The following is a 25,729-nucleotide window of genomic DNA, read 5'->3' on the forward strand; positions in this document are numbered from 1 at the left end:
GATTATTTGAGAGGAACGACAGCCGTGTTAAGTCAAATCAACGCATTTTTAGAAGCAAATCAAACGATTAATGTTAAAATCAATGAACCTTTAAGCAAATATACCTTTACCAAAACCGGTGGCCCGGCTGATTTATTAGCCTTGCCAACGTCAGTTCCTGAAGTACGCCAATTATTAGTAGCCGCTAAGAAAAATCAATTACCGATTACGGTGATTGGTAATGCTAGTAATTTAATCGTCCGTGATGATGGGATTAGTGGCTTAGTGATTATCTTGACCGCCATGGATCAAATCGATGTGCAGGGCACAACCGTGGTTGCACAAGCCGGAGCTGGGATTATCCAAACCTCTGAGGCTGCCTATAGTGGTAGTTTGACGGGATTAGAATTTGCGGCTGGGATTCCTGGGAGCGTTGGGGGCGCGGTTTTCATGAATGCTGGTGCTTACGGTGGTGAAATCAGTGATGTCTTAACTTCTGCCGAAATTTTAACGCAGGATAACGAAATTGAAACGTTAACGAACGCTGAATTAAACTTCAGCTATCGGCATAGTTTGATTCAAGAAAATGGGAGTATTGTTTTGTCAGCCCGCTTTGAAATGGCTAAAGGCGTTGCACCAACCATCCGTGAGAAAATGGATGAGTTAAATGCATTACGCGCTGCTAAACAACCGTTGGAATACCCTTCATGTGGGAGTGTCTTCAAACGACCAGTGGGCCATTTTGTGGGGCCTTTAATCCAAAAGGCAGGCCTTCAAGGACATCAAATCGGTGGCGCACAAGTTTCAGAGAAGCACGCTGGGTTTATTGTTAATCGTGGCGGCGCAACTGCTACCGACTATTTAACGTTAATTGCGTATATTCAAGAAATAATTTGGGACAAATTCGAAGTTCGCCTTGAGCCAGAAGTGCGAATTATCGGTAAAAAATCAGAATAGTAAAAATGGGGGCCAGTCATTGTACGACCCCTATTTTTGCATGAAAGTGAGGGATTTAGATGGCTATCATTGAAGCTGTTATTTTGTTAGTGATGCTGTTGATTGTCGCTAATATCATCGGTCACTATGTACCACGACTACCAGTCAGTCTGATTGAAATTGGATTGGGCTTGCTGGTGGCACTACTTTTTTCAGTTGAGATTCCATTAAAAACAGATTGGTTTATGTTAGTGTTTGTCGCGCCGTTGTTGTTTAACGACGGCCGCCGGTTTCCTAAGCGGGAATTATGGGCGTTGCGAGGACCGATTATTGGAAATGCGATTTTCTTAGTATTTGTTACTACATTGATTGGGGGCTTAGCAATTCATTTGCTAGTGCCTAAGATGCCATTGGCAGCGAGTTTTGCGTTAGCTGCTATTTTATCACCAACGGATCCGATGGCGGTCCAGTCGATTTCAGAACAGGCCGACTTGCCGCCGCGTGTTTTACATTTGGTTAGTGGCGAAAGTTTAATTAACGATGCCAGTGGCTTGATTAGTTTTAAATACGGGATTGCCGCTGCGGTTACCGGGTACTTCTCGATTCAACAAGCTGCCGGTGATTTCTTATACATCAGTATCGTTGGCGCAATTGCTGGGATGTTGTTGATGTATGCAATTCATTTTATTCGACTGTTTATGTTGCAACAGGGGATTGAAGACGTTGTTTTTCACACCGTCTTGCAGTTGATTACCCCTTTTGTGATTTATCTAGTGGTTGAAGATTTACTCCATGCATCAGGGGTCATTGCAGTGGTTGTAGCTGGGATTATTAGTCACGCAAGTCGCAATATTTACTTAGATTATTTACCAGAATTAAAATTAGTGACGGAACAAACTTGGTCGATTGGTGTTTATTTATTGAACGGCCTTGTCTTTTTAATTTTGGGGATCGAATTACCAGTCGCGATGAGGGGGACGGTGCATAGTCCACTGATTAATACGGGGGAAGAAATTCTCTTGGTATTAGCGGTTTGGGGGATTTTAATTCTAATTCGAACCTGTTGGACATTAAGCTACTTATTGTATACTAACAAGTCGAATCCGAAGCAATTAAAAGATAATCTTAAAATTTCAGTCCTTTCAGGGCTTTCAGGCGTGCGGGGAGCCATTACGATGGCCGGGGTGCTTTCTGTACCGACTGTGCTTGCCGATGGCTCACCATTTCCAGAACGCGGTTTAATGCTGTTTATTGCAGCCGGTGTCATTATCGTTAGCTTGGTAATGGCGATTATCTTTATTCCAATATTAACCAAGGTGAGAACGCCGATTGAATTACGGGGAACCGCTCACGAAGATACAAATGACGAGGCAGAACTCGTGCCAGTTGATGACCAATTACTGAGTGAATTTGATGCCAAAATCTATATGTATCGTGTGGCAGTTGGGACGGTTGAGTCGTTGCGTCATATTGAAAATAATCGGGCAGCGCTAGATTTAATTGCTGAATACCAACTGATGATGCGCCGGTTTGAAAATCAACAAAATGAGCAGACAGAAGGCGATGAATTACCACCGTTGATTGCAGAAGAATTAATTTTGCGGCAGGTCGCTTTTGAAGGGGAACGGCAAAAGTTAGAAACACTGCGGTCTGATGGTGAAATTACGGCCAAAACGTACCGCCGTGGTAAACGGAAACTCCGGCAGAAACAAATTGGGTTATCGGTGATTGGCAGTAATTTCAGTTGGCGTCATGTCCAATTGATGTTCTACCGTGGTTTGACGATGCTGAAGCGGTTAATAGCGAGATTAAAGACATCGCAAAAATCGACAGCAGCGCTCACCGAGTGGCGGACGACCGAAAAGGAAATGGCGAAAGCGGGGATCAAACAACTGTCGTATTTCTTGAAACAGCCTGAGAACCGGCAGCATCATTATAACCGACAAGTCATTTATCAAATTATTATTCGTTACCGGAATCAAATTGAGAACATGAAAAATATCGGCCATACGAAGACGGATATTTACGAACAACAACTACAAAAATTACGAATCAAGGCGCTAACGAGTGAACGACTTGCGATTCAAGAATTATTGGAACAGCATAAGATTTCATGGGAATTGGCGGATGAGTTACGCAAAGATATTAACTACGCTGAAAACGCGTTGATCTTGGCGGACACGGATACAGAATAAAAAGACGTTCAGGCAAAATTAATTTTGCCCGAACGTCTTTTTATTCTGTTTAAATATGATTTGTCTAAACGTGTTCTATAAGTCATATTCCTGTGGTTAACGCCGAACGACGAATAATTGCTAACGCAATTATCCGCCGCTCTCTGTTAATCCTCAGAATATACCCGACTTATGCCACACTCTTCTTTTTTTAAAACAGTCGTCTTCTTCTAAAATAGCGCGTTATAATCGCGATTAAGATCGCCATTAATCCCGAAACGACTGAAATTAGAAGGCCTAGTCTGAAATAAGGAGGCCGGTAAGTCAGTTGGATTTGATGGTGACCCGTTTTTAATGGTATTGCGATGAAGTTCTTAAGCCCTTTGACCGCCTTTACGGGATGGTTGTCGACCGTTACTTGCCAGCCAGGGGCATAAGGAATCGTCGTCATTAAGACCTGATTCTTGTGTTTGATTGTGATATCACCGCTGATATGCGTATTTGAAAAGTGTTTGATGTGTAACGGTGATTGTTTCAATTGGGTCGTAATCTTGCTTAAGGCTTCTAAGTTAAGACTATAGAGATTGATGTTTTGAAGCCAAATTTCATCCTTTGAAAAGGCGATGTCTAACGTCTGCGGTTTCCCGAGTGCCTTGTTAGTCAAGTTAAGCGCAACGGTATCTCTAAAGGTATCATATTGCGTAATCGGTTGACCGTTTAACGTCAAGCGCACAGCATTCTTTTCGAGACTTGAGCCCAGTGTTAAATAGTAAGGGTCATTCGTCGTTGGCGTGAAGGTGTAGGTCACGTGCGCATCTTTTTTAGAATTGATGCGGAGGAAGGTTTCGTTTAACTTCGGTTTTTGCTTAGTATTTTGGTAAGCAACGGTGTTGAAATATTGAAGGGTGAATAATTGATTGCCAAGCGTAGGATTATCCGTTAGCTTGGTTGCAATGTTGCCCTGTTCAAGAATTGGATAGTCCGCCGTGACCTTATGTTTAAGCACCTTATCAGAAGCTGCAAAACCGAGTGGTAATGCATTATCATTTTGATAAATGGCAATCTGGCCGTTTTGTTTGATTTGGCGATAGTCACTTAAATCGGGTCTGTTGGTACTGCGCGGCACGGTTGCTTGAACGCTGGTACTGTTGAGGTAATAGCGATAACCTAGTAAAGCGTCGGTGAACATCGTTTGGTTGGTATCGGCCACGGAACCATCACCGGCAGGTTCACCGATACTCCCCATGAATTTAGGATAGCTTGGTTCCAACATTGAATTAAAGTGAGAACCGCCGAAGTAGTCGGCTTGCATCGGATCATTTTTAGTCCGCATGAACGTTTTACCAATCCGTTGGAACGGGACTTTGTTAGGAACGGCGGCGACAGCTGATTGCAGTTGTTCCGTGTAATCAGCGTAATCCTTTTGTGAAACGTAGCTAATTTGATTCAAGCTGAGGATGGCATTGGCGGTCATTTCGCCACCGGTAACCAGTAATAAAAAGACAGCAGTATAGCGTTTGAAGCGCGCTGGCAACATTAGAATTAAACCAACGGCGATTAAAAAGCCAAGGCTAAGGAGTACTTGTCGTTCGGATAATGCTGAAAATGCTTTGACGTGTTTGAAAGTGTAAGCAAGTGATGCCGCCAGTAGTAGAAGTGGCGCGAGCAAGCTGTACCACTTGAACTGTGGTTGATAATGCAATCGCTGAACAGCTAAGACGATTAGCCAGAAACTAATCACATAAGAGAAGCGATAAGGGTACCAAACTGGGAATTGCATGCCGTGCCAGAGTAAATCGAGCGGTTCAAAGCACAGTGATAAACCGAGAAACCCAGTTACCAGTAACGCGGCCAGTCGTTCTTTAATCGGAATGCTGCGGGTTAGGAAATAGGCGATAAAACCAATCAAAACGAGACTACCAACGAAAATGTTGGGTTCGCCTTTTGGCATTTGATCGAAATTGAAATTCCCAACCACTAATTTAGAGAGAATCTTGAGGGGATTATATTCAATTTTCCAATGAATCTTTTGAATTGTATATTGGCCTTTACTTTGTGTTAATTGGAAGAAAGTCGGTAATAATAGCCAAGCCGCTAACAGACCAGCTAGAATTGAACCGCCGGCAAATTTGAGGTAGGCGAGGCAAGTTTGGCGCCAAGTTTTAAAATGATGGACACTCGCCCAGAAAAAATAGGCCACTACAAATAAACAAACCATGTAGCCCATATAATAGTTGATAATTAATAAAGCCGCTAAGCTAAGTGGGTATAACCAAAAACGATGGCGCTCAAAGAGTTGTTCGATGCCTAAAACGACTAGTGGTAACCAAATCATGGCATCTAACCACATCACGTTAAATTGATTGGCGATTGCAAAGCCTGATAGTGCATAGGCTAGACTGAGTGTTGGCAGCCACCAGCCACTTAGCAGACGACTTTTCTTGAGATAGTAGGCAAAACTCAGCCCACTAAAACCGTATTTAAGCAATACCATGAGCCAAACGCCAAAGCTCAACCATTTACCGGGCGTCAATAAGACGAGCAGGTTAAACGGACTCATTAAGTAGTAGGCCCAAACACCGAGCATATCACCGCCAAGTCCCTTGGCAAACGAATAAAAGAAAGTATCGGGATGCTGAAGTAAGGTTGTTCTAAAGTAGGCAAAAAAATCGATGTATTGTTGCCCTAAATCAACCGTCATAATTGTCTGTCCGCCAAACGGAAAGACGTGGCGACTTAAGCCATAAATAAAAATAATGGCAAAAGGAAGTAAGAAGCTAAGGCCTAACGCGTAGTGGCGTCGTAAAAAAGTATATAATCGAGTCACGAGAAACCTCCAATTAATAAAAAAATCTAAAAATTAGTTTGATGAACAGCTTTTAATGATGAAAAGCTGTAAAATATAACAGTAATGTTAATCCTCTTTAGGATACCATAATCTCACTTGAATTTAGAGATTGGGCATAGCTTGTTAAGGATAATTTTGCTAAACTTAACCAATGAAGCATATGCTATGTACAATAATCTTATTTTATTAAGATTTAAATAAAGAATCGCAAGGCTTTTTCAAAAAGCCTAATAATAAGGAGTAACTGATTGTCCGTGAAAATTATGAAGAAAAAAACTAAGAGAAACCGGGAGAGATCCCATATTCCATTCAGACTTAACTTCCTATTTTTTATCGTTTTTGCATTATTTGCAGCCTTGATTATTCAATTGGGGCGCTTGCAAGTGTTAAACGGTGCGAGTTATCAGGCGATGGTCAATAGTACCGATAAAAAAATCGTGACCGGCAATGTCCCCCGTGGGATGGTTTTGGATGCCAAGGGGCGTGTGTTGGTCGGCAACAGTGCTAAATCAGCCATTACGTATACGAAGAATATGAACGTCTTGGCGGATAAAATGTATGCGGAGGCCAATCAGTTAACGAAATATCTAACCATCGATAAGTTAGATACGTTGACAGAACGTGATCAGATTGATTATTACCTCAGCAATCCGAAGAATCTTAAAAAATGGAATGCCCGCTTACCAAAATCTAAAAAAGTAGCGGCTGACGGTTCTAAGATTCCGGATAAGACAGTTTATCAATCAACAATTGACCTCGTTGAAAAGTCATTTACTGGCTTATCAGATAAGCAAAAACAAGCGGCAGCGATTTTTAAAATTATGAGTGGTGCTTATCAACTTTCAACAGTTTATATCAAGAATGACAACGTCACTGATAAAGAAATTGCTGAAATTAGTGAACATTTAACCAGTTTACCTGGGATTAATGTTGGGACCGATTGGGAACGCTCATATCCTAATGGTGATTCAATGCGCAGTATTATCGGGCATGTTTCAACAGAAGAACAAGGGTTGCCAGAAGACGGTATCAATTCGTTATTAGCCCAAGGCTATTCACGAAACGATCGGGTTGGGACTAGTTATTTAGAAAAGCAATACGAAAGTATTTTGCATGGCTCTAAATCACAAACCCAAGTGGAAGTTGGTAATAACAACCAAATTCTCTCAAGCAAAGTACTTTTCAAGGGCCAAAAAGGGAGTAATTTAAACTTAACCATCGATCAAGCCTACCAAACAAAAGTGGAAGCAGCCTTGAAGAAAATCTATGCCAAAGCGGTAGCCGCTGGCGCAACGACGTACTCTGACGGTGCTTACGCGGTTGCGATGAATCCAAAAACCGGTGCGATTTTAGCGATGGCTGGTGAACAAAACGACCGTACTACTAAGCAAGCCAGCGATGATGCGCTAGGGGTTATCAATCGCACCTTCGTCATGGGTTCTGCTGTCAAAGGGGCCACAGTGATGGGTGGGATGATGGACGGTGTTATTTCACCAACTAATAATACCTTGCCGGATACGCCAATTTATTTACCAAGCACCCCAGTTAAGAAATCTGTTTACCCAGTGGGGACTTTCGGGTCATTATCAGCACAATCGGCTTTGGAAGTTTCTTCCAATATTTACATGATGCAATTAGCATTACGTGAAGGGAAAGCTGAGTACATTCCCAATAAGAGCATCAAGATTTCACCGGATATCTTTACAAAAATGCGGGGTTACTTCAATCAATTTGGTTTAGGTCAAAAAACAGGTATCGATTTACCAGGTGAAGCAAAAGGGATTGAAGGGCCAACTTTAACGGATGATGGGAGTACAGCCGTGGGTTCCGCACTGGATTTATCCTACGGGAACTACGATGCCTATACCTTAATTCAATTGGCACAATATATTTCAGCAATTGCTAACGGTGGTAACCGGATGAAACCTTATTTGGTGGATTCAATCCAACAAACAGGGACTGATGGTAACCTGGGCAAACTTGAATCTAAGACTAGTCCAACGGTCTTAAACACGATTAACGCACCAAAATCGTACTTTAATGTTGTTAAAGAAGGGATGTACAACGTTGTCAACGGGACTAATGCCTGGGGGACAGCGCATACCTTGAAGGATATCAAACCAACCTTTGGTGCTAAAACCGGGACCGCGCAATCATTTGCACGTGAAGATCCAAATGATTCAACCAGCAAGCAAGTAGAAACCGTCACATCAAGTCTGGTTGGGTTTGCTCCATATAACGATCCACAAGTCGCCATCGCGATTGTTTTCCCTAACTTGACATCCGATGAAGGGCACTACAATACCTTGTTGGCGCGTGAAATGATTACCGATTACTATAAATTAAATAATATTTCAAAATGAAATATTGCGAATTAACCTTTTCAGATACTAGAAAAAATGGTATGATACTAAGAGTCTAAGAATTAAACAGTTTTTTAGAAATTTACTTACAGCTTGGAGGCTATATCAATGCGTGTTCACATTACAATGGAATGTACAGAATGTCACGAACGTAGTTACTTATCAAACAAAAATAAACGTAACAATCCAGATCGCTTGGAATTAAAGAAATATTGCCCACGCGAACGCAAAGTAACTTTACACCGCGAAACTAAATAGTGACGCATAAAAAAAGCCGGGGCGCTTGCCCGGGCTTTTTTTGTTAGGAGGGGTCTTCGTGCAAACTAAGCAACAAGTCCGACAACAGGGTTTGGCAGCGTTACAGCGTTTAGCCCAACAACCCGCTAACAAGCAACAACAAGAAGCAATCTTGTTACAAAAATTAATTGACAGTGCTGCTTTTCAATCCGCAACCGTGATTGGGATAACGCTTAATCAACCGATTGAAGTCGCAACGCAACCGATTATTGAGGCTGCGCAAGCAGCGGGGAAACGGGTTGTTGTGCCCAGAACTTTTCCTAAGCGTCAGATGGCCTTTTATGAGTTGACGTCAACAACGGTTCTTGAGAGAAGTCATTTTGGTGTTTTAGAACCGCAAGCAACTGGTGAGGTAATTGTACCGGACTTAATGATTGTTCCAGGGGTTGTCTTTAGTTTAGACGGTTGGCGGGTTGGTTTTGGTGGTGGTTATTATGATCGCTATCTGGCAGCTCATCAGATGAACACTGTTGCACTCGCTTTAAAGCCACAACAAGTGAAGGTGCCTGATTGGTCAGTTGATCAATTTGATGTTAAACTAAAGCACATTATTACGGCTTAAGAAGGAGAAGAGATGAAAGTAAATCACAACAAAGATTGGCGGGAAATACCATTTGTCGCTTATGCTTTGATTATCATGAACGTCCTTTATTTTGGGTTAATGTTTGTTGCACCAATGATTTGGGCGCAGGGAATTACGTCGGTGCAAGGCTTGCTGGCAGGTGGTGTTGTCCCATTTTTAATGGCTTCAATTAACCATATTAGTTTTTTAAGTCTCTTAATGGATTGTGTTATTTTATATTTTGTCGGGAGCCAATTAGAATCATTAATTGGTCATTGGCGCTTATTGGCAATCTATATACTCAGTAGTTTAGCAAGTTTAATCACGCAAGGTCTTTTCTTAGGAACAGGTTCGCAAACGATTACAGCGGGCTTAGCCGTTCTTGGGATTTTTGGTGGTTTTTTAATGCTTGGTGATGCGTTCAAAGATAATCCAGTTTTTGGTCAGATTGCGCGCCAGTATTGGTTATTCCTATTTTTAACAGCCGGATTACAATTTGTCGTTAATCGCAATGCGATGTATGGGATGGTTGGCGGTATTTTAGGTGGCTTTTTAAGTAGCATGGCACTTGGCGCACCACGTATCGGGAAAATTAACCCGCTAAACCGTGTGGTTAGTGGGTTAGTTTACGTCGTTACCCTTATTTTATTTGTCTACTTGGGTATGAATCGTTAATAAATTTAGGTATAATATGATAGGTGAAGTTGATGAGAACACTTTATGATGTGCAACAACTTTTAAAACAATTTGGTGTTTATGTCCATGTTGGTAAGCGACTTTGGGATATTGAGCTAACGAGTATCGAGTTACGTCATGTCTACGATGCTGGTTTAATCGATGGTAAAGTGTATCGCGACGCTAAGATGGTGCTAGTACATGAACATCGGTTGGAAGAAAAACAAACATTCAATCATGAATTATTGGAGGAAAAGTTTAAATGACAGACAAGAAATTAATCGGCGTTGACTTAGGTGGTACAACGGCTAAATTTGCAATTATGACAGTGGATGGCGACATTCAACAACGTTGGAGTATCGATACAGATATTTTGGATGAAGGTAGCCACATTGTGCCCGATATCGTTGAATCGATTAATCATCATTTAGATTTATACAACATGACACCCGAAGATTTCATCGGAATTGGGATGGGAACACCTGGTAGTGTTAATAGTGAAGAAGGTACTGTTATTGGCGCCTTCAACTTAAACTGGAAAGTGACACAATACTTACGTCGTGATATTGAAGCTGGCACACATATGAAACTAGCAGTTGATAATGATGCCAATGTAGCCGCTTTAGGCGAACGCTGGAAGGGTGCTGGTGAAAACCAACCTGACGTTGCTTTCGTAACACTTGGTACTGGTGTCGGTGGCGGGATCGTTGCTGATGGTCATTTACTACACGGTGTTGCTGGTTCCGCCGGTGAATTAGGTCACGTAACTGTTGAACCACGTGGCTACGAATGTACTTGTGGTAAAAAAGGTTGTTTAGAAACTTATGCTTCAGCAACAGGTGTTGTGCGTGTTGCGCGTGACATGGCTGAAGAATATGCTGGTAATTCAAAATTGAAGACAATGTTAGATGATGGCGAACAAATCAGTTCAAAACTTGTTTTCGACTTGGCTAAGGAATCTGATCCATTGGCTGTCAAAGTAGTTGACCGCGTGTCATACTACCTTGGTTTAGCTTTAGCTAACGTTGGTAACATGTTGAACCCAGCCTACATCGTTATCGGTGGTGGTGTTTCAGCCGCTGGTGAATTCTTACGTAAACAAGTTGAAGCTTACTTTGAAGAATTTACATTCCCAAATGTTAAGCAAACAACGAAGGTTCGTTTAGCTAACTTAGGTAACGTTGCCGGTGTTATCGGTGCTGCTTCATTAGCTTTACAATTTGACCAACAATAATCTGTTAAAAAGGAAGTTTTGTAGATGTTTGTAATCGGGACAATTAATCCAATGTTTGTTGTTAATATTATCTTGATCGCTATTTTATTATGGATAATTGGCGTGTGGGTTTATTATAAAATCCAACGTAAGCGTCTAGGCGGCGAACTGACTGAAAAGGCATTTGAAGAAAACATGCGTAAAGCCCAAATCGTTGATTTGCGTGAACGCAAGGATTTCGATGCTGGCCATATCTTAGGTGCTCGGAGCATTCCTTACCCAATGTTGAAACAAAACATGGGGGAATTACGAATGGATTTGCCAGTTTACCTCTATGATACAGGCATTACATTAAGCGTTCGGGCAGCATTAAAACTTCGCAAAGCAGGTTTTACGAACGTTAAATGGCTCCAAAAAGGTTTTAACAACTGGACAGGAAAAACAAAACGTAAAAAGTAGATTAAAAAAAGACCCAAAAGTCGCCAGTGAAGAACAGCAGACTTTTGGGTTTTTATATGAAAAAGAGTGCTTTTACCGCTTGATCAGCTTTTGAGCATTAACCTAGGGTGACGAATTAGCGATGTAATCGCTAGTTTGGCACACGTAGTTAAGCACAGAAAGCTAGCGATAAAAGTACGTTTCAAGAAAAAGAGTGCTGTTCAAAGCGATTTGACTCTGAGCATTTGCCTAGTATCGTGAATAAACGACAATAGTCGATTGTTTGCGGTACGTAGCAAAGCACAAGAGGTAGCTTTGAAAAGCACGTTTCAGCACCAAAAAAAGACGCCACCTACAAAAGTAGGGCAGCGTCTTGTGATCATCTTTAATCGCTTAGCCTTGGTGAGCTGAATGGCTCTTACGGTTAGCGCGACGACGATTTTCTTCGATTTTATTTTCTTCTTCTTCGATAGGATCTAACACGGTTTTCTTAAATGCAAAGAGTGAACCGGCAATCGCACCAACAGTAGAAACAGTCCCGATTACGAAACCTTTAAAAAATTTATGTTTCATCGTAAAACCTCCTCAATCATTCATTCAAACTATATGTTCATTATCGCGTATTTAGGCGCGAATAGCTAGTAAAATACGTTAATTAGTGTGGTGAAATAATGAAAAAAGAAAAGATAATTGTCATTGTAGGGCCCACGGGTGTTGGTAAGACAGCACTTAGCCTACAAGTGGCACAACAGTTGAAGGGCGAAATTATTTCTGGAGACGCGATGCAAGTTTACCGTCATCTTGATATCGGAACGGCCAAAGTAACGCCGGCAGAACAAGCCATTGCGCCGCATCATTTAATCGATGTCGCGGATATTGATGAACGTTTCACGGCTTTTGACTTTCAACAACAAGGCCAACAATTGATTACAGAAATTACTGACCGCCAACATTTACCATTGATTGTTGGTGGGACCGGTCTTTATTTGCAAGCCTTATTGTATGATATGACGCTAGGGAGTGCAACGGATGCTGAACAGGATTTCAGTATTCGCAATAAATGGCAAGCATACTTAGAGCGGCATTCAGAAACTGATTTATGGCAGGCACTGGCTAAGATTGATCCGGATGCTGCGGCAAAAATACCAGCGGCTAATACGCGCCGCGTTATTCGGGCATTAGAAGTTTATGAAACAACGGGTGTTTTATTCTCGCAACAAAAGCCTAAGGAATTGCGCTATGATACCTTTATTATTGGCTTAAATTGCGACCGTCCTGTCTTGTATGAGCGGATTAATCAACGCGTTGATCAAATGGTGGACGCCGGGTTAATTGAAGAAGCAAGATGGGCTTATGAACGCCGGGCAACAAGTCCGCAAGCAGTTCGTGGCATTGGTTATAAGGAATTTTTCCCGTACTTTGATGGTGAGTGTTCACTAGAAGCAGCTATTGATCAAGTGAAGCAAAACTCGCGCCATTATGCAAAACGCCAATTAACATGGTTTAGAAATCAAATTCCGGTTAACTGGTATAATTTAGTTGAGCATCAAGAAGCCGACTTAGCACGCATTCAAGCAGATATCCAGGCCTGGTTACAGAAATAGTGGAAACGGAGTGAATAATATGGATTGGCAAGCCTCATTAGCACCAGAATTACGGACCAAAATTGCAGCTGTTGACGCCCAAATTGCGCCACGGCTCCAAGCGTTAGATGAACAAATTATTAATAATCAAGCGAAGGTGCTGCAAGCCTTTCAAGAAGAAAATATTTCAGAATCACATTTAAACGGAACAACGGGTTATGGGAACGATGACCAAGGGCGCGATAAGTTAGAAGCGGTCTATAGTCGCTTTTTCAAGACGGAAGACGCCCTTGTTCGGCCACAACTAGTTTCCGGCACACATGCGATTGGAACAGCCTTATTGGGCATGTTGCGCCCTGGCGATGATTTACTCTATTTGACCGGAGAACCTTACGATACGCTCCAAGAAGTTGTCGGGATGGCCGGTAACGGCATTGGTTCGATGAAGGAATATCAAATTGGCTTTGATTACGTGCCATTATTGGCAGATGGCTCGGTCGATTTTGAAACAGCTAAGACGAAGATCACGGCTAAAACGAAAGTCGTTGCGATTCAACGGTCACGTGGTTATGCCGATCGCGATAGTTTTACGGTTGCTAAAATTGAAGAGATGGTACGTTTTATCAAGGGGATTAATCCCGAATTGATTGTCTTCGTTGATAATGCTTACGGCGAATTCTCAGAAACAATCGAACCAACGGAAGTCGGCGCGGATGTCATGGCCGGTTCATTGATTAAAAATGCTGGTGGTGGGATTGCCCAAACAGGTGGTTACATTGTTGGGCCAGAACGCTTAATTGAAATGATTGGTTATCGCTTAACGGTGCCAGGTGTTGGTGCCAGTGAAGGGGCCACACAAGGTAACTTACAATTGATGTTCGAAGGCTTTTTCTTAGCGCCAAGTGTCACAGGAAATGCCATCAAAGGGGCTGTTTTTGAAGCAGCACTTTTGGAACAAATGGGCTTAAATGTTTCACCAAAATGGGATGCCCCTAGAACCGATTTAATTCAAACAGTTAACTTTGGTAATCCTGATGACATGGTTAAGTTTGCGGGTTGTGTACAAGCACAATCACCAATCGATTCTTTCGTCACACCCATTCCAAGTGACTTTGCCGGATATGAAGATCAAATCGTGATGGCTGCCGGCACCTTTATTCAAGGCGCCAGCATCGAATTTTCAGCTGACGGACCATTACGGGCACCTTACACGCTTTATTTACAAGGTGGTTTAACTTATGCGCACGTTAAGCTCGCCATTAGTCGGGCAGTGCAAACAACATTCTTTGAAAAATAAACAGGTAGCGGTGAATCAAATTGACGTTTGATTCGCCGCTTTTTTTGTATCTAAAGCGTGGTATGATAAGGGTGCAATGAATCGTAGCGGCCTGATTTAACTAATGCTTTAGATTGTTGCTGGTGAAAAAAGGCGGTTTTCGCTACGGTAGGTCTTGGAGGTGGTTAGATGTTAATTGGTCAGCGTTTAAAACAATTTCGATTAGGTGCGGGATACTCACAACAGATACTGGCGGATAAACTGAATGTTTCGCGCCAAGTCATTTCTAAGTGGGAAACTGATAAAAGTGTGCCGGAGTTGAACTTATTAGTCGGACTTGCGCAACTTTATAACGTGAGTTTGAACGAACTGTTAGACGTTGAAACAGTGACTAAATCGGGTTCGCTATTAACGCGCTTACGACAGCATTGGCATTTATCTGAAACGGAAGAAACAGTGCCGTTATCCGTTTTGGGACAGCTTATCCAAAAACCAGAGCGGTACTATGTTGACTTAAGGCAACAGTTTAGTGAAACGTTGACAGATGTCGCTGTTATCAGGGACGGGCAAACGATGCCGACACATTGGCGGCAAACACGGACGCCTTATTTAATAACGTTAGCACCACATCAAATCAGTTTGAAACAGACAGATTATTTAAAAGTGATGCCCACGAAGATGGTTAAGCAATTGGCGACAGCAGTAATTCGAGCTGTCCATTATGCAGTCTTCCAAACTGCAGGCCCAGCAGCGGGGATTGGGGGACTACCAGGGGTCGGTCACGCTTATCGCGCGATTGTCACCGTTGATACCAAACAAGCCGTAACGCCGTATTATATCGCTAATCAGGACTTTTATCAGTTAGCGAAAGTCTTGAAGGCCTATGCGCAAGAAGAACACATTCACTTTGATGATCAGATGGGGTTACTACCGGTTTTTATGGCCCATGATGTGACAGCATGTTACGATTATTTAGAAGCACATTACAGTGAATTAGCGAAGAAAGTGGGCTTTCCAACAGAAAGTGCAGGACAGGCGGTTTATCGATGGTAGATGAGACAGCGAAAAATGATTTTAAAATAGCGACAGATGGCGTTCAAGCCTATCATTGCTATTTTGGGACGCCAACTGATGATGATCAAATTTGGTTTGAACTCTTAACAGTTGGTGTTTTTCAGGTGGGTTTAAGTTGGAAAGTAGCCGCTAGTAAAATTCCAATTCTACGGCAACAAATGGCGGGGATGGGGATTGATCGGGTCGCACAATTTGATGAATTTGATGTTGAACGACTTCAAGAAGCACCGGATATGATTCGCAATACAAGAAAGATTCGCGCCACCATCCAGAATGCGCGGGCGATTCAAAACGTGCAGGATGAGTTTGGTAGTTTCTCAGCCTACTTGTGGGCATTTGTTGATAATCAACCCCAATTACTTGATTCACAAATGGCTGGGGTCTCCGATAAATCGGCGCCGATTAGTGCTCGACTCGCTAAAGACTTAAAGAAACGGGATTTTAAATTTGTAGGACCCGTCGTTACGCATTTATTTATGCTTGCAGGTGGTTTAATTCAACTGATTGATGAAAAATAGCTTTTAAAAGGTAAACCAAAACGGTTTACCTTTTTTTGTGACATTTATGTCAGAAAACCTAACATGAAATGTTGACCGGTAAGAAGTCGACTGGTAAGATAAAACGCAAGTGAGGTGAAATAGATGGCTGAAAAGCAATTAAGACGAAATTTAGCGGTTTTACCGATTGGAACGGTGATGAAGTTAACCGGTCAAACGGCGCGTCAAATCCGTTACTATGAGAGTCAAGAACTTGTTTTGCCCGAACGTACGCCGGGGCATCAACGGTTATTTTCGCTGAATGATGTTGATCGCTTATTAGAGATTAAGGATTATTTAGCAGAAGGTGCCACGATGGTTCAAATTCGTCAGATTTACCGCAAGCAAGCGCAAAAAATGCAACAGCGGCATCTGACCGATACCAAGGCCCGTCAATTGTTAGCGGAAGAAATGCTTTCGGTCGGCGGATTAGTAGGACAACGACCATCTATTTCACAATCATCTAAATTATATTAAGGGGCGACTAGATTAATGGCACGAAAAATGTTGACAGCAGAAGCAATCAAGCAATTAGTGGATCAAGAAAACGTTAAGTTCTTAAGATTAATGTTTACGGATATTAATGGGATTATCAAGAATGTGGAAGTCCCAATCAGTCAATTAGACAAAGTTTTAAGTAACAAAATGATGTTTGATGGTTCTTCAATCGACGGTTTTGTCCGGATTGAAGAAAGTGATATGTATTTGCGTCCTGATTTAAGTACTTGGTTGATTTTCCCATGGGAAGCTGAACATGGCAAAGTAGCCCGTTTAATCTGTTCTGTTTATACTGCCGATGGGGAACCATTCTTAGGTGATCCTCGCAATAACTTGAAAAAAATGGTTCGCGAAATGCAAGATAAAGGCTTCAAAGATTTTAATATCGGGCCTGAACCAGAATTCTTCCTCTTTAAATTAGATGAAATTGGCAAACCAACCTTAAAATTAAACGATCAAGGTGGCTATTTCGATTTTGCCCCTGTTGATTTGGGCGAAAATTGCCGTCGGGATATTGTTTTGGAACTTGAAAAAATGGGCTTTGAAGTTGAAGCCAGTCATCATGAAGTCGCACCTGGCCAACATGAAATTGATTTCAAGTACGCCGATGCAGTCGATGCAGCCGATAATATTCAAACTTTCAAATTAGTCGTTAAAACAATTGCCCGTAAACATGGGCTCCATGCAACCTTCATGCCAAAACCATTACACGGTGTCAATGGCTCAGGGATGCACATCAACATGTCATTATTCAACCAAGATGGCACAAATGCTTTCTTCGATGAAAACGGTAAAGAACAATTATCAGAAACAGCCTATCACTTCTTAGCAGGCTTATTACGCCATGCTCGTGCGATTACGGCCATCAACAACCCAACTGTTAACTCATACAAACGCTTGGTACCTGGCTTTGAAGCACCCGTTTATGTGGCTTGGTCAGGCCATAACCGTTCACCATTAATCCGAGTACCACAATCACGTGGTTTATCAACGCGTCTTGAATTGCGGAGTGTTGATCCCAGTGCAAACCCATATCTTGCGATCAGTTCAATCTTAGCAGCTGGTTTATCAGGGTTAGAACAAGGCCTTTCACCAGAAGCAGGTGTTGATCGCAACATCTACAGCATGGATGAAACAGAACGGAAGGAAAATCATATTACTGATTTACCATCAACCTTACACAATGCGCTTAAAGAACTAGCTAAAGATGATATTATTAAAGATTCAATGGGCACTTATCTCTATCAAAGTTTCATGGATTCTAAGTCATTGGAATGGGCAGCCTATCGTCAACAAGTTTCTGAATGGGAACGCGAGCAATATTTGGAACTCTATTAGTCGCAATTTAAAGCTAATTTTTGTACAATGAACTTTTAGAAATAGAAAGTTGGCAGTGTATGAAAACATTAGTGATTGTCAGTCATCCTGAAATGGCCAACTCGCTTGTTCAGAATTTTCTGAAGGCGAGTGCGACACCGTTTCAAGATGAAGTGACTTGGCACGATTTAGCAACCATTCAACAGCTGGATATCGCCGCGGAACAAGCCTTATTGCGCAACCATGAGCGGATCATTTTCCAATTTCCGCTCTATTGGTATGCTGCACCAGCCAGTCTCAAAACGTGGTTAGATACTGTTTTAACTGGTGAATTTGCATTTAGCGGGCGAATGCCGCTACAAGGGAAATCGTTGGGGGTTGTTGTCTCGACAGGGATTGCTGGTAAACATTTTCAAGCTGGTGGCAGCGAGCAAGCAACGCTTTCCGAAATTTTACGGCCATATGAATTAGTCGCACGGAAATTAGGGATGACCTATTTACCGCCGCTTGCGATTCATCAATTTAGTTATTTAACCGAAACAGCCCGCCAATTATTATTAGTTGATTACCAGCGGTATTTAACGCAAACGACTTTTAACTTTGAACAAAAGGTGGCGTGGTTTGAACAGCAGTTGCGACAACGCCAATCGGCTGCGACTGATTCAGATCAGCAGCAACAGCTTGCGTTATTAGCTGATCAGTTGACAGAACAAGGTGAATTGTTAACCGATTTAGGTTGGCAAGTGCAACTGATTCGCCAGGAAGAAGGCGAAGGTTAATGACAAACGAAGAATGGTTAAACCAACAAATTCAAATGCTCAAACAACAAGCAACCACGTATGAGGATCAAGCCTTCTATGAAGCGCTCGCAGAACTCAATCGAGCATTAGCAACTCGGATTGAACAACGTCAGGGTGAACTGGACGGCCGTATCTGGAATGCGACTAAGTGGTAATGATTGGAAAAAGCCTTTCTAAAATCGGAATTTGATTTTAGAAGGGCTTTTTGATTGGTTATTTATTGTTGCATTAAAGATGAAATGGGATGTTCTTGTTGATATTGTTCTTTTTCAATTTCATTATTAGCAGCGGATCCTAGTATGAAGATTAGAAGTAATAAACTAGTCACTACGATACCGGTAATCGCTAATTTTTTGTGATCCTTTTTAACTGTTCCAATAATTGATAGGACGAATCCTGCAATTTCAAGTAGTGATGGTATAATAAGCCCCCATCCAGAATCTGCTGGAAGTGAAAAAAGAAAACCTAATACCGCTAAGCCAAGGCCGATTAACGTTAATGAATATTGTTTCTTTGCCATAATAAAAATTTCCCCCAAAATAAGTAGATTAGTATTTATGTCTATTTGGATATAAAAATTATAAAAATATATCTAAATAGACATAAGTACATTTGTTATTATAGCATACGAATCGTTTGACTTAAAATTAAATTTATTTTGGATGGACAAAAAAACCGTCGATCACTGATCAACGGCTGAATTAATTAGGATTTAGTCAATATAACGGTTAATCAATGTAACAAATGCATCAACAATCACTTGGAAGAAGGCGATTGTATCTGGATTAGCAACTTGGCCATTGTCGTCTAATAGATTCATTACATTACCGATGTAAGCTTCGGGTTGTTGAACTGTTGGCATGTTTAGGAAAACGAGTGATTGGCGTAAATGATGGTTAGCGCCAAAACCGCTAATGGCACCTGGTGAAACGCTGACGATTTCGGCAGGTTTGTTATCCCAGACACTCGCACCATAAGGACGTGAACCAACGTCTAAAGCATTTTTTAAGACGGCTGGTACGGAACGGTTGTATTCGGGTGTCACGAACAATACAGCGTCCATCTGTTGCATTTTATTTCTGAAAGTTGTATAGGCTTCAGGAACCTGATCAAGATCATCATAGTCTTGATTGTAAAGTGGCAGATTACCGATTTCAATTACCTCTAAATGCATGTCTTCTGGGAATAACGGCATCAATTGTTTGGCAATTGCCTTACTAAATGAATCCTGACGTAAACTACCAATTAAAACTGCTACATTTTTTGTCATAGGTGTAACCTCCAATATTGAATTGACTACACTTCTAGCATAGCGAATTCCGCCACATTTTGGCAACTAAAAGGGTTAGTGGATTGAATTTAAATGGGTATTACAAGTATAATAAGCGTAAGAGTTTTTGAAAGCAGGTTAACAAGTGATGGAAATTAAATGGCAAGTCGCCACGCAACAATCACAAACAATAAAACAGTTCCTTCTAAAAAATGGGATTAGCCAACGCCTATACGCCAAAATTAAGGCGCAGGGGCTACCGATTCGGTTAAATCAGCGGGTAAGCGGTCCGGCTGATCAAGTGCAAAAAGGTGACCAGGTCAGTCTGACATTACCTGCAGAACCAGCCGATGAAACGGTCGCGGTTAGTCAAATACCAATTGAAGTCCTCTATGAGGATGACTACTGGTTAGTCGCGAACAAACCAGCTGGCCTGGCAACAATTCCTGGACCAACTAATACGACAGATACGTTATTGAACAGGGTTAAAGGTTATTGGCAACAAAATGGGCTCACTGATTTAGTGCCGCATATTATTACGCGCCTTGATTTTGATACAAGTGGGATTGTGTTAGCGGCTAAACACCAAGTGGCCCAAAGTTTGCTTCAACCGCAAATTGAACAACATCAACTACAAAAGTTTTATCTAGCGGTTGTTGCGGGGACTGGACTCCCGGAATTGGGGACGATTAAAGCGCCGATCGGCCGTGTTGGGGTTGAACCACGTCGACGGGTCATTGCTGACGGACAAAGTGCTTGGACCGATTATTGGCGCTTAGCGCAAGATGAACGTTTAACCGTTTTAAAAGTCCAGATTCATACCGGCCGAACACACCAAATTCGGGTTCATTTGAGTGATATAAATCACCCGTTGGTCGGCGATCAGCTTTATGAGGGGCCACTTGCTTGGGGAATTAACCGCCAAGCATTGCATGCGTACCAATTAACTTTTAATGATCCGTTTAGTCAACAGAAGAGACAGTTTACAGCGCCGATTCCGGCGGACATTCAAGCTATTTTACCAACTAAAATTAATAACAAGCTGTAAGAAAGAAGTTTTAGGATGCGAAAATTAAGAATAGTATTGATTTGTGTTTTTTGTTTAATCATTGGTGGTGTGATTGGGACCCTCGGGACTACTAGAGTTGCGGTTCAGGGGCTTGTTAACCCACAAAAAGTGGACCGGCAACCAGTGGTTTTTGTCCCCGGCAGTGGTGGGACTGATGATCGGTTTGATCAACTGTTTAAAACAGTTAACCAACATTATCGCCAACACAGTATTCTTAAGGTGGAGGTGATGACGGACGGTCAAATTAAAACGAAAGGTCAGATTGTCTGGCGTGATAAGGTCCCTCTAATTGTGGTCAGTTTTGAAAATAACAACGATGGGGACGAGAACGTCTTTAAACAGACCGAATGGTTTGAAAAGGCAATGCAACATTTGACAAAGCAATACCATTTTAAGAAATTCAACGGCGTCGGCTATTCTAACGGCGGGTTAGTCTTAACGCGTTATGCGGAACGCTATCCTAAAGAGGCGCAATTAGGCCGGTTATTGACGATTGGGACGCCCTATAATGGCTTAAATGCCAGCATCAAAGATGAGAGCCCTATGTTGGCAGACTTAAAATCTCAAAAAGCACAGCTTTCTAAGAAGATGGTCGTCTATTCCGTTGGTGGGACAACCACTGGTGGGGATGATGGCATTGTCCCAGCTTCTAGCGTTGCGGCAGGTCGGGAAGTCTTCCAAAATCAAATCGCCCATTACATGTCGATGTTTGTCAGTGGCAATGACGCTAAACACACGAGTTTGCCAGAAAATGAAACGATTGTTTACTTAATTGAAGAACTGATTGTGCAACAACCAGTCGATCCGCAAAAACCCCTAGGGGCAAAATTAAAATAGAATATTGAAAAAGGGTAGGGACAAAAATAACTTTTGTCCTTACCCTTTTTAGATTATTCACCAAGCGTGTTCAATAAACTGTGAGTGATGAAGAAGCCGCCGATTAAGACCACTAATTCGGTGAGCGGCACACTGAGCCAGACACCCGTTAGGCCAAACAAGGCCGATAATAATAAGACACTGCCAATCAAAAGTACGTAACCGCGCATAATCGCGACGAAAAATGATAGTCGTGGTTGGGCAATGGCCGTCATAAATAGGTTGTTGACGATATTCATACTTGAGAAGAAAAAGCTGATGAAAATCAACGGAATACCGGCGGCCGCGTAATGAACGAGTAATTGATTGTGATCATGATTGAAAATGGCGATGATTGGTTCTTTAAACCCGAGCAGGACTAGATACAGACCAGTTGCAATCCCGAGTGCTGATAACAAACCGATTCTTAAACTAGTTTTAACGTTATGCCAGTTTCGTTTACCAAATTCACGGCTGACGATTGGTTGGACCCCAACGGCAACACCGTTAAATAACGATAAACCGACAAGTAAGATATTAGCAATAATGCCGTAAGCTGCGACGGCGTAGTTATCGGCTAAATGCAAAATAACGATGTTGAAGACGAAAATGCTAACGCCGGTACTCATTTCGGTTAAGAAAGAAGGAAAGCCCAGTTGAACAGCTTTAAACGTTGGTTTGAAGTTTAATGTCAGTTTTTTGAGGGTGAGTAAACGGTCTGGGTGATGACGGTGTCGCGTTAAAATCAAAAGGCTGACGAGCGGTGAACAAATCGTTGCAAGAGCCGCCCCCATCATGCCCATGTGTAGTGGGAACATCAATAAGTAGTCAAAAATGATCACGAATAAACTTTGTGAAAGGGTCGCAATCATGGTTAGATGTGGATTGCTATCATTTCGCACGAAACTGAGAACCAAGTTATTGAGAATAAAGAGTGGACTCCCAATTAAAATAACGCGTAGGTAAGCCAAGCTAGGCCCGAGCGTTTCATGATTAGCACCCAGTAGATAGAGGAGCGGATGAATAAAAATCAAACCAAGGCTCATGATGATTAGCCCCAATAAAATTCCGAAGGAGAGGACTTCAGTGAAAATCGCCTGACTCTTTTCGGGATGGTTAACCTTATTAATCGAGAAAATTGTTGCGCCACCAATACCGAGCATCAATCCTAAGCCGTTAAAAAGGTTAAAAAGTGGTAAATCGATATTGAGCGCGGCCAAGCCAATTGGGCCAACCGCGTAAGCGATGAAGTAGGTATCAGCCAAAATATAGATGGAAAGGCCGAGTGAACTGAAAACATCACGAATGATGTAACCAGTCAGTTCTTTTTTAATCTGTGGTGAGTTTGTCAAAGTGGAACACTCCTATTCAATTGGTAGTGGGGTCGCCAGTAATGTCGCGACGAAATCCTGGATTGGTTGGGGTAAACCCTTGCGATTAACCAGGTAAAATTGGCGTTGGTACTGTTTGGAAAGCGGTCGGTAGGGAATCTCTGGATAATCAAGTAATGCGGCACTTGAAATCAATGATTGGCCTAATCCTTGTCGTAATAATTGGACGATAATGGCATTACTTTTAACTGTCATCACGTTATCGAGCGTTAAATTATTTTCCTTTAAATAATTCATCGTGTAATGATAGACGCCAGAACCATTTTCACGTAAGAGCCACGGTTCGGTTGGTTGACCGGCTAAAACTAATTGATCCGTTTGTAGCGGCGTGCGAACGATATCTTTTTCCGTTAATGGTTTTTCGATAAAGCCAAAGTCCAATTTGTGTTGCGATAACTGTTCGATAATCTGCGAGGAATTTAACGTGCAGATTTCAATCTCTAAAGCATCTAAAGCAGCACGGTGGCGACTAAGTAACGCCGGTAAGAAGTAGGCCGCCGTGGTGTGTGAAGCAGCAATCCGGCAGGGGATTTTAGCCTGCCTTTCTTGATGTTGTAGTTGATGGAGATCTTGGTGCCATAAATCCAGTAATTGCTGGCATTGCTCGTAGAATAAATCCGCCTGTTTGGTGGGCACGATTTGTTGGCGACCATTGCGTTCAAATAAAACAACATCAAGCGACTCTTCAAGTTGTTTGATTTGCACTGAAACGGTTGGTTGCGACAGGAAAAGGAGTTGGGCCGCAGTCGTAAAATTTTTAGTTTCATAAACCGTCTTGAAAATTTCGAGCGTTTTAAACATCATATCACTTCCATTAAAATTCTTAATAACAACTATTATAAAGATTTATTTTATTAATTGAAAGAGTTTCGGTATAGTTAACTTATTGATTTGAGAGGAAGCGAGTAAAATGCAATCATTGATTAAGAAATTACCTGGCTTTATTGTATCATTGGTCATCGCGATTGGAAGCTACTATATTGCACAGTTATGGTTACCAATGTTGGGTGGCGCAACCATTGCGTTATTTGTTGGCATTATTTTAGGCAATACCTGGTTAAAACAACCGGGCTTAGCCGCAGGCACGAAATTTTCTGAAAAACGGCTCTTGGAATATTCGGTGATGTTATTAGGCGCGACGATCACGTTCCAAAGTATCCAAAAAATTGGCTGGCAAGGGGTTGTTCTAACGGTCTTGCAGATGAGCTTAACAATTGGGTTTGCCATCTGGTTGGGCCGGCGCTTGCGCTTTAGCGAAGGCACGTACTTATTGATGGCCGGTGGGAATGCGGTCTGCGGTTCTTCAGCAATCGGGGCGATTGCGCCCGTGATTGATGCGGATAATGAAGATACTGGGATTGCCATCACAATGGTCAATCTCATGGGGACAATCTTGATGTTGGCACTGCCAGTTTTAGGGACACTGTTATGGGGCCATGATAATCTTGCTCGAGGGATTTTAATTGGTGGTACGGTGCAATCTGTGGGCCAAGTGGTCGCCAGTGCGACAATGATTAATCAAGGCACTGTCGTCACAGCAACCTTATTTAAAATCTTGCGGATTATCTGTTTAGTCTTTGTAGTAACTGGTTTTGGTTATTTACATCAGAAGAAACAAAGCCAAGCAACTGATACGAAGTTAAGTCAACAACTATTGGCGAAGAAAAGTAGTCTTGTCCCTTGGTACGTTTTAGGCTTTTTAATCTTTTGTGTAATCAATAGCCTACATCTGTTCCCCGGTCAATTCGGAACAATTTGCCATTTCTTGAGTACTTGGTGTGAAATGACCGCCTTAGCCGCAATCGGCTTACGTTTAAATTTAAAAACACTATTTAATCAAGGTAAACAATTACTATTTTATGCTGGCGGTTTAGTCGTGTTCCAAGTTGCTGCTGCTATTTTATTAATTACGATCTTATTCTAAAAAAACACCATCAATGTGGGCGGATTGCCCAGAATTGATGGTGTTTTTTGATGAAGGTCATTGTTAACCTTCGTAGCGGCCCATTTGAGGGAGATCTTGAAGTCGTTTAGGTGTGTGGTGTGAGTTTGCGAAGGCTTCTGTTAAGTCTTGTCCAGCTCTCAACCCTTTAAAATGTTTGCCACCTTCCCAAGGTCCCATTGCGGATAAATCATAGACGATGCCTTCAACAGCAACGTAACTTGGTTGGCCATCTTGACCGTTATATTGTGCGAGTGTTTCTTTTGTAAAAATTTTATCAGTCATTATAAAAACCCCCTAGATATTAGCATAACTATAACGTTTTCGCGAGGATTTGGCAACAATTAAGTTGTGCAATCGCTAGTTATATTTGATTGTGATTTAGGGAATGGGTTTCATCAGTATATGAAACCGATAAATGTAATAAAAGAACCACCAACAATTATTGTTGGTGGTTCTTTTATTACAAGATTAAATTAATGGACCCGACCAGATTCCATATAAAAAATTTTGATGTTCTTTGAGAATGCCTATATATAAGTGTAGTTTGCTATTAAATGAACCTGATAGGGTCCAATAGATGTCTTGATTTGATGTCGTTGATGTTGTAAAAATATTATCCGATGTTCTTTA

General features: G+C 41.9%; 27 protein-coding genes. 20 read left to right on the top strand and 7 right to left on the bottom strand.

The features are described 5' to 3' along the window. The first annotated feature begins 24 nt into the window (after nucleotides 1–24). Nucleotides 25–936, top strand: a complete 912-nt coding sequence (gene murB, locus ACPBEH_RS10785) for a UDP-N-acetylmuramate dehydrogenase (protein ID WP_424349174.1) — start codon at nucleotides 25–27, stop codon at nucleotides 934–936. A 59-nt stretch (nucleotides 937–995) separates the two neighbouring features. Further along, on the top strand, nucleotides 996–3,110 hold the full coding sequence (locus ACPBEH_RS10790) for a cation:proton antiporter (protein WP_424349175.1): 2,115 nt from the start codon (nucleotides 996–998) through the stop codon (nucleotides 3,108–3,110). Nucleotides 3,111–3,300: 190 nt separating this feature from the next. On the opposite strand, the gene ACPBEH_RS10795 is transcribed toward ACPBEH_RS10790, so the two are convergent. Next, nucleotides 3,301–5,916, bottom strand: a complete 2,616-nt coding sequence (locus ACPBEH_RS10795; protein WP_424349176.1) for a YfhO family protein — start codon at nucleotides 5,914–5,916, stop codon at nucleotides 3,301–3,303. 284 nt (nucleotides 5,917–6,200) lie between these two features. Here ACPBEH_RS10795 and ACPBEH_RS10800 point away from each other — a divergent pair, with 284 nt between their 5' ends. The 7 genes from ACPBEH_RS10800 to ACPBEH_RS10830 all read left to right on the top strand — a co-directional run bounded on the left by ACPBEH_RS10800 (nucleotide 6,201) and on the right by ACPBEH_RS10830 (nucleotide 11,506). After that, the gene (locus tag ACPBEH_RS10800; RefSeq protein WP_424350073.1) at nucleotides 6,201–8,300 is read left to right on the top strand and encodes a peptidoglycan D,D-transpeptidase FtsI family protein; all 2,100 of its coding nucleotides are present in this window, start codon (nucleotides 6,201–6,203) and stop codon (nucleotides 8,298–8,300) included. Nucleotides 8,301–8,408: 108 nt separating this feature from the next. Continuing rightward, nucleotides 8,409–8,558 carry a 50S ribosomal protein L33 gene (gene rpmG / locus ACPBEH_RS10805; protein ID WP_011375028.1) on the top strand — a complete coding sequence of 50 codons (150 nt, stop codon included), beginning with the start codon at nucleotides 8,409–8,411 and terminating at the stop codon, nucleotides 8,556–8,558. Nucleotides 8,559–8,616: 58 nt separating this feature from the next. After that, nucleotides 8,617–9,159, top strand: a complete 543-nt coding sequence (locus ACPBEH_RS10810) for a 5-formyltetrahydrofolate cyclo-ligase (RefSeq protein WP_424349177.1) — start codon at nucleotides 8,617–8,619, stop codon at nucleotides 9,157–9,159. A gap of 12 nt (nucleotides 9,160–9,171) precedes the next feature. Beyond that, nucleotides 9,172–9,834, top strand: a complete 663-nt coding sequence (locus ACPBEH_RS10815; protein WP_424349178.1) for a rhomboid family intramembrane serine protease — start codon at nucleotides 9,172–9,174, stop codon at nucleotides 9,832–9,834. A 32-nt stretch (nucleotides 9,835–9,866) separates the two neighbouring features. Further along, complete coding sequence (locus ACPBEH_RS10820; RefSeq protein ID WP_011375025.1) at nucleotides 9,867–10,100, top strand: YqgQ family protein; 234 nt, start codon at nucleotides 9,867–9,869, stop codon at nucleotides 10,098–10,100. After that, nucleotides 10,097–11,068 carry an ROK family glucokinase gene (locus tag ACPBEH_RS10825; RefSeq protein WP_016265395.1) on the top strand — a complete coding sequence of 324 codons (972 nt, stop codon included), beginning with the start codon at nucleotides 10,097–10,099 and terminating at the stop codon, nucleotides 11,066–11,068. The genes ACPBEH_RS10820 and ACPBEH_RS10825 overlap by 4 nt, the downstream gene beginning before the upstream one ends. Nucleotides 11,069–11,092: 24 nt before the next feature. Then, nucleotides 11,093–11,506 (top strand): rhodanese-like domain-containing protein, encoded by a 414-nt coding sequence (locus ACPBEH_RS10830; RefSeq protein ID WP_011375023.1) that lies wholly within the window; start codon nucleotides 11,093–11,095, stop codon nucleotides 11,504–11,506. A gap of 372 nt (nucleotides 11,507–11,878) precedes the next feature. On the opposite strand, the gene ACPBEH_RS10835 is transcribed toward ACPBEH_RS10830, so the two are convergent. After that, a complete protein-coding gene (locus tag ACPBEH_RS10835; RefSeq protein WP_016265394.1) occupies nucleotides 11,879–12,058 on the bottom strand; it encodes a DUF3042 family protein in 180 nt (59 codons plus the stop codon). A gap of 98 nt (nucleotides 12,059–12,156) precedes the next feature. On the opposite strand from ACPBEH_RS10835, the gene miaA reads away from it, so the two are divergent. The 8 genes from miaA (at nucleotide 12,157) to ACPBEH_RS10875 (ending at nucleotide 18,724) form a co-directional block, all read left to right on the top strand. Beyond that, the gene (gene miaA / locus ACPBEH_RS10840; protein ID WP_424349179.1) at nucleotides 12,157–13,089 is read left to right on the top strand and encodes a tRNA (adenosine(37)-N6)-dimethylallyltransferase MiaA; all 933 of its coding nucleotides are present in this window, start codon (nucleotides 12,157–12,159) and stop codon (nucleotides 13,087–13,089) included. 19 nt (nucleotides 13,090–13,108) lie between these two features. Beyond that, on the top strand, nucleotides 13,109–14,365 hold the full coding sequence (locus ACPBEH_RS10845) for an aminotransferase class I/II-fold pyridoxal phosphate-dependent enzyme (protein WP_104964291.1): 1,257 nt from the start codon (nucleotides 13,109–13,111) through the stop codon (nucleotides 14,363–14,365). A 168-nt stretch (nucleotides 14,366–14,533) separates the two neighbouring features. Then, nucleotides 14,534–15,397 (top strand): helix-turn-helix domain-containing protein, encoded by an 864-nt coding sequence (locus ACPBEH_RS10850; protein WP_424349180.1) that lies wholly within the window; start codon nucleotides 14,534–14,536, stop codon nucleotides 15,395–15,397. Continuing rightward, entirely contained in the window at nucleotides 15,391–15,936 is a 546-nt protein-coding gene (locus ACPBEH_RS10855; protein WP_424349181.1) for a DNA-3-methyladenine glycosylase I, read from the top strand. Before ACPBEH_RS10850 ends, ACPBEH_RS10855 begins: the two co-directional genes overlap by 7 nt. Before the next feature lie 123 nt (nucleotides 15,937–16,059). After that, complete coding sequence (locus ACPBEH_RS10860) at nucleotides 16,060–16,431, top strand: MerR family transcriptional regulator (protein WP_011375017.1); 372 nt, start codon at nucleotides 16,060–16,062, stop codon at nucleotides 16,429–16,431. A gap of 15 nt (nucleotides 16,432–16,446) precedes the next feature. Then, nucleotides 16,447–17,790, top strand: a complete 1,344-nt coding sequence (gene glnA / locus ACPBEH_RS10865) for a type I glutamate--ammonia ligase (RefSeq protein WP_016265390.1) — start codon at nucleotides 16,447–16,449, stop codon at nucleotides 17,788–17,790. A 59-nt stretch (nucleotides 17,791–17,849) separates the two neighbouring features. Further along, entirely contained in the window at nucleotides 17,850–18,548 is a 699-nt protein-coding gene (locus tag ACPBEH_RS10870) for an NAD(P)H-dependent oxidoreductase (protein WP_424349182.1), read from the top strand. Beyond that, on the top strand, nucleotides 18,548–18,724 hold the full coding sequence (locus ACPBEH_RS10875) for a hypothetical protein (protein ID WP_162926704.1): 177 nt from the start codon (nucleotides 18,548–18,550) through the stop codon (nucleotides 18,722–18,724). Before ACPBEH_RS10870 ends, ACPBEH_RS10875 begins: the two co-directional genes overlap by 1 nt. 62 nt (nucleotides 18,725–18,786) lie before the next feature. On the opposite strand, the gene ACPBEH_RS10880 is transcribed toward ACPBEH_RS10875, so the two are convergent. Both ACPBEH_RS10880 and ACPBEH_RS10885 read right to left on the bottom strand, forming a co-directional pair. Further along, nucleotides 18,787–19,089: a hypothetical protein gene (locus ACPBEH_RS10880; RefSeq protein WP_424349183.1), complete on the bottom strand. Its 303-nt coding sequence runs from the start codon at nucleotides 19,087–19,089 to the stop codon at nucleotides 18,787–18,789. Between the two features lie 192 nt (nucleotides 19,090–19,281). Further along, entirely contained in the window at nucleotides 19,282–19,839 is a 558-nt protein-coding gene (locus ACPBEH_RS10885; RefSeq protein ID WP_424349184.1) for an NADPH-dependent FMN reductase, read from the bottom strand. 148 nt (nucleotides 19,840–19,987) lie between these two features. On the opposite strand from ACPBEH_RS10885, the gene ACPBEH_RS10890 reads away from it, so the two are divergent. Next, nucleotides 19,988–20,887 carry an RluA family pseudouridine synthase gene (locus ACPBEH_RS10890; protein ID WP_424350074.1) on the top strand — a complete coding sequence of 300 codons (900 nt, stop codon included), beginning with the start codon at nucleotides 19,988–19,990 and terminating at the stop codon, nucleotides 20,885–20,887. Nucleotides 20,888–20,902: 15 nt separating this feature from the next. Further along, entirely contained in the window at nucleotides 20,903–21,745 is an 843-nt protein-coding gene (locus tag ACPBEH_RS10895; RefSeq protein WP_424349185.1) for an alpha/beta hydrolase, read from the top strand. A 53-nt stretch (nucleotides 21,746–21,798) separates the two neighbouring features. Here ACPBEH_RS10895 and ACPBEH_RS10900 read toward each other — a convergent pair whose 3' ends face one another. Further along, nucleotides 21,799–23,115 (bottom strand): MATE family efflux transporter, encoded by a 1,317-nt coding sequence (locus ACPBEH_RS10900; RefSeq protein WP_424349186.1) that lies wholly within the window; start codon nucleotides 23,113–23,115, stop codon nucleotides 21,799–21,801. A 12-nt stretch (nucleotides 23,116–23,127) separates the two neighbouring features. Next, on the bottom strand, nucleotides 23,128–23,955 hold the full coding sequence (locus ACPBEH_RS10905; RefSeq protein ID WP_011375008.1) for a LysR family transcriptional regulator: 828 nt from the start codon (nucleotides 23,953–23,955) through the stop codon (nucleotides 23,128–23,130). 109 nt (nucleotides 23,956–24,064) lie between these two features. Between ACPBEH_RS10905 and ACPBEH_RS10910 the strand changes: the two genes are divergently transcribed. Further along, nucleotides 24,065–25,078 carry a YeiH family protein gene (locus ACPBEH_RS10910; protein ID WP_025016377.1) on the top strand — a complete coding sequence of 338 codons (1,014 nt, stop codon included), beginning with the start codon at nucleotides 24,065–24,067 and terminating at the stop codon, nucleotides 25,076–25,078. A 63-nt stretch (nucleotides 25,079–25,141) separates the two neighbouring features. Here the strand turns inward: ACPBEH_RS10910 and ACPBEH_RS10915 are convergent, their stop codons facing one another. After that, nucleotides 25,142–25,381 (bottom strand): cytochrome b5 domain-containing protein, encoded by a 240-nt coding sequence (locus ACPBEH_RS10915; RefSeq protein ID WP_112206081.1) that lies wholly within the window; start codon nucleotides 25,379–25,381, stop codon nucleotides 25,142–25,144. Between the last annotated feature and the right edge of the window lie 348 nt (nucleotides 25,382–25,729).

Origin of the sequence: Latilactobacillus parasakei (assembly GCF_049674265.1) — a bacterium.
In the GTDB taxonomy this organism is placed as follows: Bacteria; Bacillota; Bacilli; order Lactobacillales; family Lactobacillaceae; genus Latilactobacillus; species Latilactobacillus sakei.

Coding starts and splice junctions, on each gene's coding strand:
- ACPBEH_RS10890 (WP_424350074.1), top strand. CDS start 19,988: ATGGAAATTAAATGGCAAGTCGCCACGCAACAATCACAAACAATAAAA.
- glnA (WP_016265390.1), top strand. CDS start 16,447: ATGGCACGAAAAATGTTGACAGCAGAAGCAATCAAGCAATTAGTGGAT.
- ACPBEH_RS10860 (WP_011375017.1), top strand. CDS start 16,060: ATGGCTGAAAAGCAATTAAGACGAAATTTAGCGGTTTTACCGATTGGA.
- ACPBEH_RS10880 (WP_424349183.1), bottom strand. CDS start 19,089: ATGGCAAAGAAACAATATTCATTAACGTTAATCGGCCTTGGCTTAGCG.
- ACPBEH_RS10830 (WP_011375023.1), top strand. CDS start 11,093: ATGTTTGTAATCGGGACAATTAATCCAATGTTTGTTGTTAATATTATC.
- ACPBEH_RS10910 (WP_025016377.1), top strand. CDS start 24,065: ATGCAATCATTGATTAAGAAATTACCTGGCTTTATTGTATCATTGGTC.
- ACPBEH_RS10800 (WP_424350073.1), top strand. CDS start 6,201: ATGAAGAAAAAAACTAAGAGAAACCGGGAGAGATCCCATATTCCATTC.
- ACPBEH_RS10855 (WP_424349181.1), top strand. CDS start 15,391: ATGGTAGATGAGACAGCGAAAAATGATTTTAAAATAGCGACAGATGGC.
- ACPBEH_RS10885 (WP_424349184.1), bottom strand. CDS start 19,839: ATGACAAAAAATGTAGCAGTTTTAATTGGTAGTTTACGTCAGGATTCA.
- miaA (WP_424349179.1), top strand. CDS start 12,157: ATGAAAAAAGAAAAGATAATTGTCATTGTAGGGCCCACGGGTGTTGGT.
- ACPBEH_RS10850 (WP_424349180.1), top strand. CDS start 14,534: ATGTTAATTGGTCAGCGTTTAAAACAATTTCGATTAGGTGCGGGATAC.
- ACPBEH_RS10820 (WP_011375025.1), top strand. CDS start 9,867: ATGAGAACACTTTATGATGTGCAACAACTTTTAAAACAATTTGGTGTT.
- ACPBEH_RS10875 (WP_162926704.1), top strand. CDS start 18,548: ATGACAAACGAAGAATGGTTAAACCAACAAATTCAAATGCTCAAACAA.
- ACPBEH_RS10790 (WP_424349175.1), top strand. CDS start 996: ATGGCTATCATTGAAGCTGTTATTTTGTTAGTGATGCTGTTGATTGTC.
- ACPBEH_RS10905 (WP_011375008.1), bottom strand. CDS start 23,955: ATGTTTAAAACGCTCGAAATTTTCAAGACGGTTTATGAAACTAAAAAT.
- ACPBEH_RS10895 (WP_424349185.1), top strand. CDS start 20,903: ATGCGAAAATTAAGAATAGTATTGATTTGTGTTTTTTGTTTAATCATT.
- ACPBEH_RS10825 (WP_016265395.1), top strand. CDS start 10,097: ATGACAGACAAGAAATTAATCGGCGTTGACTTAGGTGGTACAACGGCT.
- ACPBEH_RS10815 (WP_424349178.1), top strand. CDS start 9,172: ATGAAAGTAAATCACAACAAAGATTGGCGGGAAATACCATTTGTCGCT.
- ACPBEH_RS10835 (WP_016265394.1), bottom strand. CDS start 12,058: ATGAAACATAAATTTTTTAAAGGTTTCGTAATCGGGACTGTTTCTACT.
- rpmG (WP_011375028.1), top strand. CDS start 8,409: ATGCGTGTTCACATTACAATGGAATGTACAGAATGTCACGAACGTAGT.
- ACPBEH_RS10870 (WP_424349182.1), top strand. CDS start 17,850: ATGAAAACATTAGTGATTGTCAGTCATCCTGAAATGGCCAACTCGCTT.
- ACPBEH_RS10915 (WP_112206081.1), bottom strand. CDS start 25,381: ATGACTGATAAAATTTTTACAAAAGAAACACTCGCACAATATAACGGT.
- ACPBEH_RS10845 (WP_104964291.1), top strand. CDS start 13,109: ATGGATTGGCAAGCCTCATTAGCACCAGAATTACGGACCAAAATTGCA.